Origin of the sequence: Pseudomonas sp. SWRI179 (assembly GCF_014268705.1) — a bacterium.
Lineage (GTDB): Bacteria > Pseudomonadota > Gammaproteobacteria > Pseudomonadales > Pseudomonadaceae > Aquipseudomonas > Aquipseudomonas zanjanensis.
This window is the reverse complement of record NZ_JABWRA010000003.1, coordinates 212,363-218,440: the sequence shown is the minus strand read 5'-3', so window position 1 is coordinate 218,440 and position 6,078 is coordinate 212,363. Positions and strand designations below refer to the sequence as shown.

General features: G+C 62.7%; 5 protein-coding genes. 2 read left to right on the top strand and 3 right to left on the bottom strand.

Going from position 1 to position 6,078, the window contains the following annotated elements:
* Positions 1-310: 310 nt before the first annotated feature.
* Complete coding sequence (locus HU767_RS03280; protein ID WP_186728499.1) at positions 311-1,288, bottom strand: NADPH:quinone reductase; 978 nt, start codon at positions 1,286-1,288, stop codon at positions 311-313.
* Between the two features lie 164 nt (positions 1,289-1,452).
* On the opposite strand from HU767_RS03280, the gene hemF reads away from it, so the two are divergent.
* Together hemF and aroE are read left to right on the top strand one after the other, a co-directional pair.
* Complete coding sequence (hemF, locus tag HU767_RS03275) at positions 1,453-2,367, top strand: oxygen-dependent coproporphyrinogen oxidase (protein WP_186728498.1); 915 nt, start codon at positions 1,453-1,455, stop codon at positions 2,365-2,367.
* Between the two features lie 13 nt (positions 2,368-2,380).
* The gene (gene aroE, locus HU767_RS03270) at positions 2,381-3,202 is read left to right on the top strand and encodes a shikimate dehydrogenase (protein WP_186706407.1); all 822 of its coding nucleotides are present in this window, start codon (positions 2,381-2,383) and stop codon (positions 3,200-3,202) included.
* 138 nt (positions 3,203-3,340) lie between these two features.
* Here aroE and HU767_RS03265 read toward each other — a convergent pair whose 3' ends face one another.
* The gene (locus HU767_RS03265; RefSeq protein WP_186706408.1) at positions 3,341-4,909 is read right to left on the bottom strand and encodes a SulP family inorganic anion transporter; all 1,569 of its coding nucleotides are present in this window, start codon (positions 4,907-4,909) and stop codon (positions 3,341-3,343) included.
* A 234-nt stretch (positions 4,910-5,143) separates the two neighbouring features.
* Positions 5,144-6,064, bottom strand: coding sequence for a choline ABC transporter substrate-binding protein (gene choX / locus HU767_RS03260; RefSeq protein ID WP_186728497.1), 921 nt, complete (start codon positions 6,062-6,064; stop codon positions 5,144-5,146).
* Between the last annotated feature and the right edge of the window lie 14 nt (positions 6,065-6,078).

Genomic DNA, 6,078 nt, shown 5'->3' with positions numbered 1-6,078 from the left:
GCACCACAGAGCAAGTGTGGGAGCGGGCTTGCTCGCGAAGGCGTCGGCACATTCAACATTGATGCAAGCTGACCCACCGAATTCGCGAGCAGGCTCGCTCCCACAGGGGATTTGCGGCGGCCAGGGAAATCGAACTCGCCTTCACAAGGTTTTGTGTTGTACCCAGTATTTATGAGCACCACAGAGCAAGTGTGGGAGCGGGCTTGCTCGCGAAGGCGTCGGCACATTCAACATTGATGCAAGCTGACCCACCGAATTCGCGAGCAAGCCCGCTCCCACAGGTACTGCATGTACCCTTGGGTACCCAATCTCAAGGCAGGAGAACGGTCGACCCCGTCGTGCGCCGCGCCGACAACTCGGTATGGGCCTTGGCCGCTTCCGCCAGTGGATAACGCTGGTTGATATCCACCGTGAGCTTGCCGCTGGCGATCATCCCGAACAACTCATCCGCCATGCGCTGCAGGTTTTCGGCGTTGTTGGCGTAGGTCGCCAGGGTTGGGCGGGTGACGTACAGCGAGCCCTTGGCCGAGAGAATCCCCAGGTTCACGCCATCCACCGCGCCGGAGGCGTTGCCGAAGCTCACCACCAGGCCACGGGGCGCCGTGCAATCCAACGACGTCAGCCAAGTGTCCTTGCCAACGCCGTCGTACACCACCGGGACTTTCTTGCCGTCAGTCAATTCCAACACGCGCTGCGGGACGTTTTCCTTGCTGTAGTCGATGACTTCCCAGGCGCCGTGGGATTTGGCGATGGCGGCCTTTTCCGCCGAGCTGACGGTACCGATCAGCTTCACGCCCAAGGCCTTGGCCCACTGGCAGGCCAAGGACCCCACACCACCGGCGGCGGCGTGGAACAAAATGGTTTCGCCGCCCTTGAGTTCATAGGTCTGGCGCAACAGGTATTGCACGGTCAGGCCCTTGAGCATCACCCCGGCGGCCTGTTCGAAACTGATGGCTTCGGGCAGGTGCACCAGGTTGGCTTCGGGCAACACATGCACATCGCTGTAGGCCCCCAGCGGGCCGCTGCCGTACGCCACCCGGTCGCCGACCTTGAACCGCGTAACATCGGAGCCGACCGCCTCGACCACGCCCGCGCCCTCGGCGCCCAGGCCAGAAGGCAACGCCGGTGGCGGATACAGGCCGCTGCGGTAATAGGTGTCGATGAAATTCAGGCCGATCGCCTTGTTGCTGACGCGCACCTGCTGCGGGCCGGGCTCGGCAGGCGAGTAATCGACGTACTCGAGCACTTCGGGACCGCCGTGGGAACTGAACTGGATACGTTTGGCCATCTTCACTTTCTCCTTGTCGCAGGACTTTTTACCAAGCCTGCTATCGGACTCCTAAGCTTGACCGTCGTCAACTGTGGCGTGGGCAAGTGCGGTGGTATCCTGTGCGCCCATTTGCCACCGGCCCGCTATACGCCGCGTAGCGTAGCCCTGATCAAGGTGATGTCATGTCCACTCGCACCGAGGCCGTGAAAGCCTACCTGCTCGACCTGCAAGACCGTATCTGCGCCGCCCTGGAAACCGAGGACGGCGGCACGCGCTTCGTCGAAGACGCCTGGACCCGGCCTGCCGGCGGTGGCGGTCGCACGCGGGTGATCGAAAACGGCACGGTGATCGAAAAGGGCGGCGTCAACTTTTCCCACGTCTTCGGCAGCGGTCTCCCACCTTCGGCCAGCGCCCATCGGCCTGAATTGGCCGGTCGCGGCTTCGAAGCCCTGGGCGTGTCGCTGGTGATCCACCCGCACAACCCCCACGTGCCGACTTCCCACGCCAACGTGCGCTTTTTCATCGCCGAAAAGGAAGGCGAAGAGCCGGTCTGGTGGTTTGGTGGTGGCTTCGACCTGACGCCTTATTACGGCGTGGAAGAGGATTGCGTGCATTGGCACCGCATCGCCCAGCAAGCCTGCGAACCGTTCGGCCCGGACGTCTATTCGCGCTACAAGGCCTGGTGCGACAGCTATTTCCACCTCAAGCATCGCAACGAGCCCCGGGGCATCGGCGGCCTGTTTTTCGATGACCTGAACGAGTGGGACTTCGACACCAGCTTCGCCTTCATGCGCGCCATCGGCGACGCCTACATCGACGCCTACCTGCCGATCGTGCGTCGTCGCAAGCACGATGCGTTCACCGCCCAGCAACGGGAATTCCAGGAATACCGCCGCGGGCGCTACGTGGAATTCAACCTGGTCTACGACCGCGGCACCCTGTTCGGGCTGCAATCGGGCGGGCGCACCGAATCGATCCTGATGTCCCTGCCGCCGCAAGTGCGCTGGGGCTACGACTGGAAAGCCGAGCCGGGCAGCGAAGAAGCGCGGCTGACCGAGTATTTCCTGCAGGATCGCGATTGGCTGGCTACGGCCTGAACGGGGATTATCCATGGACCGCTACGTTGTAATGGGTAACCCGATCGGCCACAGCAAGTCGCCGTTGATCCATCGCCTGTTTGCCGAGCAGACCGGGCAACGCCTGGACTACAGCACGCTGCTGGCACCGCTGGAGGATTTTTCCGGGTGCGCCCAGGCATTTTTCCGCGAGGGGCGTGGGGCGAACGTCACGGTGCCGTTCAAGGAGGACGCCTTTCGCCTGGCCGACAGCCTGACCGAGCGGGCCCAACGGGCCGGGGCGGTCAATACGTTGAGCAAGCTGGCCGACGGTCGCCTGTTGGGTGACAACACCGACGGCGCCGGCTTGGTCCGCGACCTGACCGTCAACGCCGGCTTCAGCCTCAAGGGCAAGCGCATCCTGTTGCTGGGGGCCGGCGGCGCGGTGCGCGGGGCCCTGGAACCGCTGCTGGCCGAAGCGCCGGCCTCGGTGATCATCGCCAATCGCACGGTGGAAAAAGCCGAATTGCTCGCCGAGTTGTTCGCCGACCTGGGCCCGGTTTCGGCCAGTGGCTTCGACTGGCTGCAAGAGCCGGTGGACCTGATCATCAACGCCACCTCCGCGAGCCTGTCAGGGGATGTGCCACCGATTGCCGCCAGCTTGATCGAGCCCGGCAAGACGGTTTGCTACGACATGATGTACAGCAAGGAACCGACTTCATTCTGCCGTTGGGCCCGTGAGCACGGGGCGGCGGTGGCGATGGATGGCCTGGGCATGCTCGCCGAGCAGGCGGGCGAAGCCTTCTACCTGTGGCGCGGGGTACGCCCGGACACCGCGCCGGTGCTGGCCGAACTGCGCCGCCAGTTGGCGCTGTAGGCTTTAGGCTGTTGTGGCGAGGGGATTTATCCCCGCTGGACTGCGAAGCAGTCCCAAAAACGGGGCCGCTGCGCGCCCCAGCGGGGATAAATCCCCTCGCCACGGGTGTGTGTGAACCTTAAGCTCAGTGCAATCTCTTCAGTCCTCGAAATGAATCGGGCACGCCTGTGCCCCTTCCAACTTCAACAACTCCTCCACCACCTGCGGCCGGGCCATGCGCAACGTCAGGCTACGCCCCTGGCCGCGCAGGCGCCGGGCTTCCTGATGGAGCATTTCCACCCCGGAATAATCAATGAAGTTGATCTGCTGGGCATCGATGACCACCCGCTGCGCCTGCAACCGTTGCAGGCGCACTTGCAGGTAATGGCTGGCGCCGAAAAAGATCGAGCCGCCGACCCGCAAAATCTCCGCCTCCCCTTCGCGAAAATGCTGTACCCGCGGCTGCGAGGTGCGCTTGAGGTAAAAGAACAACGAAGCGAGCACGCCGGCATAGATCGCGGTTTGCAGTTCCAGCAGCAACGTGGCCAGGCAGGTCAGGCTCATCACCACGAATTCGGCGCGACTCACGCGGTACAACGCGCGGATACCCCGGTGATCCACCAGCCCCCAGGCGATCAGCAAAATGCTGCCAGCCATGGCGGGAATCGGGATGTGCGCGATCAGTTTCGCCCCGGCGACCGCAAACAACGCCACCCACAAGGCCGAGAACACCCCGGCCAGGGGCGAACAGGCTCCGGCTTCATAGCTGAGGCCGGAACGGGTGAAGGAACCGGCTGACAATGATCCGGAGAAAAATCCTCCGACAATGTTGGAAAGCCCCTGCGCCCTCACCTCCTGATTCGCATCGAGCAATTGCCCGGACCGTACCGACAATGAACGAGCGATAGACAAGCTGGTGACCAACCCGAGCATGCCCACCGCGACGGCACCGGGCAGCAGACGCAGGATCAGCTCCAGGTCCAGCGGCAGCAAAGTGAGCGGCGGCAGGCGCCCGGCGAAAGCACTGACCAGCGCCACATGCCCGAACATCGCCGGCCACAACCAGACCACCAGGCTGCTGATGACTAAAGTTATCAACAGGCTCGGCCAGCGCGGCAGCAAGCGCTTGAGCAGGACACCCAGAATCAAAGTGCCCAATCCCAGCAGCAGCGATGGCTTATCCACAGCCCCAATGTGGTCGACCAGCATCAGCAGGCCCCTCAACGCCGTGGCTTCGTTCGGCAGGTCGAGGCCCAGCAGGTTCGGCAACTGCCCCAAGGCAATGACTACCGCCGCGCCCAAGGTGAAACCCAGCACCACCGAGTGGGAGACGAAATTCACCAGCGCCCCGAAACGCAGCAAACCCAGCAACCATTGGAAGATACCCGCCAGCACCGTCAGCAGCAGGATCAAGGTGATGTAGTCCTGGGATGCGGGCACAGCCAGGGGACTGACGGTGGCGTACAGGACGATGGAAATCGCCGCCGTTGGCCCGCAGATCAGGTGCCACGACGAACCCCACAGGCAGGCGATCAGCACCGGCACGATCGCCGCGTACAAGCCGTACTCGGGGGGCAGGCCGGCAATCAGGGCGTAGGCAATGGACTGCGGCAACGCGAGAATCGCGCCGCTGAGGCCGACGATCAGGTCACGGCCGACACTGGCCCGGGTCTGCCGGGGCAGCCAGCTCAGGAAGGGAAAGAGTGAATGGCGCGTGGGGATTGCCATGGGGCCTCAAGGATGGGGTTTGCAAGCAAGGGTATCAGGACAAGGCACTGTTCTCCCTGTGGCGAGGGGATTTATCCCCGCTGGGTTGCGAAGCGACCCCAAAAAGGCTGAACGCAGTTGGCCTGACACACCGAGTCGACACATTAGGGTTGCTTCGCAACCCAGCGGGGATAAATCCCCTCGCCACAATGGCTCCGCGTCACGCTGGGAAAGCACGCGGAGCCAGCATGATTGTCAGAGCTTGGCCTTCACCGCCGCCAACGCGTCCTTGCCATCCAGGGTCTTCACACCGTCCAGCCATTTATCCAGCACCGCCGGGTTGGCCTTGATCCAGGCCTTGGCCGCCTCGGCGTTGCTGACCTTGTTGTTGACCACCTCGGCCATGATGCTGTTTTCCATTTCCTGGGTGAAGCTCAGGTTGGTCAGCAGCTTGCCCACGTTCGGGCAGGCCTGTGCATAACCTTTGCGCGTCAGCGTATAGACGGCGCCGGTGTCGCCGAAGTATTTCTCGCCGCCCTTGAGGTAGTGCATTTTCAATTGCACGTTCATGGGGTGCGGGGTCCAGCCGAGGAAGGTCACGAACTTTTGTTTTTTCACCGCCCGGGAGACTTCCGCCAACATCGCCTGCTCGCTGGACTCCACCAGTTTCCACTCACCCATGCCGAAGTCGTTGGTCTTGATGATTTCTTTCAGCGAGAGGTTGGCCGGGGCGCCGGAACCGATGCCGTAGATTTTCTTGTCGAACTTGTCGGCGAATTTGTTCAGGTCGGCAAAGTTATGCACACCCGCATCCCAGACGTAATCCGGGACCGCCAGGGTGAACTCGGTGCCGTCCAGGTTCTTGGCCAGTTGCGTGACGTCGCCATTGGCCACGAATTTGTCATAGAAGCCCTGCTGCGCCGGCATCCAGTTACCCAGGAACACATCCACCTGGCCGTCCTTGAGGCCACCGAAGGTGATCGGCACGGCGAGGGTGTCAACCTTGGCCTTGTAGCCCATCCCGTCCAGCAGGAAACCGGTGATGGCGTTGGTGGCGGCAATGTCGCTCCAGCCCGGATCGGCCATCTTCACCGTTTCGCAGCTCTGCTCGGCCCAGGCCGAAACACTGCTCAATGCCAACAGCCCAGCGGTCAGTACTGTGGATAACTTTTGCATGGCTTTGCCCCTTA